Source organism: uncultured Blautia sp. (assembly GCF_902497045.1).
Classification (GTDB): Bacteria; Bacillota; Clostridia; order Lachnospirales; family Lachnospiraceae; genus Blautia_A.
Genome location: NZ_CABVDF010000352.1, coordinates 1 through 1,872, shown reverse-complemented (window position 1 = coordinate 1,872; position 1,872 = coordinate 1). Strand labels below are relative to the sequence as shown.

Genomic DNA, 1,872 nt, shown 5'->3' with positions numbered 1-1,872 from the left:
AATCTGCCAAGATGGTATATCAGTGAATCTGATTATCAGAGAACTTGCTCAGATATTTTATCTGGGCTTTTTCTTTTTGTCTATCAGTAGTCATAACTTTTGCTCCTTACACAAATCTCCTTGTAGGAATAATAATGATTTCAAATTTGCTTCCGTCCTCTAATTCAAGAAGAATCACATAATCTGAATCCCGATCCGGTAAAATGGAACTTATTTTCAGCTTCTTACTGTAGTTAATTGCATCAAATATTTTTCCGACTACTTTCTTTGTTTTCATTTGCTTCTTTTCCTCCGTATTAACGTTTATTGTCCAGCATCTCAGCAACTTTTTTCTGCTGTGACGGGTACAGATGCCCATAAGTGTTCAATGTCATCTGAATGTCTTTGTGCCCCAGCCTTTCCTTGATAATCAGTGGTTCTACGCCCTGGTAGATTAGATATGCCACATGGCTGTGACGGATATCGTGCACTCTGATTGGTTTTACACTGGTCAGTGCTTCATATTTCTTAAGACGTTTCTGCAGTGTTCTCGCCACAATCGGGAACAACCGCTGATCTTCCGGAAATCCATAATGTTTCTTCGCATACTCCTGCACCTCTTCCTTAAGAAAATTGGGAATATCAATGGTACGGACTGAATTCTCTGTTTTTGGAGTATCAATCACATCTCTTTTCCTGATCCGGTTATACGTCTTATTGATATGCAGGAGATTTCCACTCATATCAAAATCTAAAAGACTCAATGCCAGAAGCTCTCCTTCCCTGATTCCTGTCCAGAACAGAATTTCAAATATCAGATAATCCTCACTCCCCGGCTCAATCCCTGCGATAAATCTGTCATATTCTGCTTTCGTCCAGAATTCCAGCTTATTTGCATCCGATTTCCCCATCTTTTTTACTTTCTTACATGGATTTTCCTTCAGATTGTAAATTTTCTGTGCATGGTTAAACAGTGCATTTAACTGATTCTGAATCATACGCTCATAAGTCTTGCTGTATCCTTTTTCCTGAATAGTGTTCTGCCACTGGATAATCTCTGCCGGTGTAATCTCATTCATTTTTCTTGTTCCAAAATACGGAACAATGTGCTTGTTCATCATGTGCTGCTTATTACGGATTGAATTTTCTTTCAGTTCATTCTTTTTATCTTCAAAATAGACTTGAATAAAACTGTTCATCTCCATTTTCATATCCGCTGCAGTTTTTCTTATGAATTCCTTTTCATAATTTAATGCTTCTTTCTTTGTCTTGAACCCTCTTTTCAGCTTCTGTGTTTTCTTTCCTGTCCAGTCAATATAGCGGAAGCTCACATACCAGGTTCCCTGTGTTTTGTCTTTGTAAGCTGACATCTTAAATCCTCCTTCATACTGCTCTCTGAGAGCATCCATAAAATTTTGTTTCCCAGTAGGGACGTGGAATCTTTCCACGAACTGCTACATATCCTTCCTTTGCCAGTTCATCATTGAGCTGCTTCAGAATAGAATATGCTTTACTGCGTTTCACACCTAATTCTTCCATGACATCATCAACAGTCATCATATAATTAGTTCTCATATCGTCCTCCTTTCCAGTCACTTTTGTGACTCTTTTGATGTTTTCTACTATAATTCACTTTTGTGACTTTGTCAATAACCTTTTGCGAATTTTATTTTTATATTCCATTCTACATTTTCAGGCTCAGTAAAAATCAACCTCTTTCGCATCATTCACTTTTGTGCTAGAATAGAATCACAAATATAATTAAGGAGGCAGCATTATGGTAGGTAAAAAAATCCGGGCATACCGGGAATTCAGAGGGTACAGTCAGATACAGTTAGCCGAGCTGTCCGGCATTAACGTAGGTACGATCAGAAAATATGAACTTGGAATCCG

At 38.0% G+C, this 1,872-nt stretch carries 4 protein-coding genes; 1 reads left to right on the top strand and 3 read right to left on the bottom strand.

The window, feature by feature from the left end; all coding sequences use genetic code 11:
* Positions 1–106: 106 nt before the first annotated feature.
* From RDS42_RS14600 to RDS42_RS14590, 3 genes are read right to left on the bottom strand one after another with little or no spacing between them, the layout of a single operon-like run.
* Entirely contained in the window at positions 107–277 is a 171-nt protein-coding gene (locus RDS42_RS14600) for a hypothetical protein (protein WP_009243121.1), read from the bottom strand.
* 19 nt (positions 278–296) lie between these two features.
* On the bottom strand, positions 297–1,349 hold the full coding sequence (locus RDS42_RS14595; protein WP_009243122.1) for a site-specific integrase: 1,053 nt from the start codon (positions 1,347–1,349) through the stop codon (positions 297–299).
* A 13-nt stretch (positions 1,350–1,362) separates the two neighbouring features.
* Positions 1,363–1,554: a helix-turn-helix domain-containing protein gene (locus RDS42_RS14590; protein ID WP_009243123.1), complete on the bottom strand. Its 192-nt coding sequence runs from the start codon at positions 1,552–1,554 to the stop codon at positions 1,363–1,365.
* 202 nt (positions 1,555–1,756) lie between these two features.
* On the opposite strand from RDS42_RS14590, the gene RDS42_RS14975 reads away from it, so the two are divergent.
* The coding region (locus tag RDS42_RS14975; RefSeq protein WP_308784292.1) for a helix-turn-helix transcriptional regulator at positions 1,757–1,872 on the top strand (116 nt) is incomplete at its 3' end.

What these genes read in the sequence shown, in the direction of transcription:
- RDS42_RS14600 (WP_009243121.1), bottom strand. Translation starts at nt 277, where the DNA reads ATGAAAACAAAGAAAGTAGTCGGAAAAATATTTGATGCAATTAACTAC.
- RDS42_RS14595 (WP_009243122.1), bottom strand. Translation starts at nt 1,349, where the DNA reads ATGTCAGCTTACAAAGACAAAACACAGGGAACCTGGTATGTGAGCTTC.
- RDS42_RS14590 (WP_009243123.1), bottom strand. Translation starts at nt 1,554, where the DNA reads ATGAGAACTAATTATATGATGACTGTTGATGATGTCATGGAAGAATTA.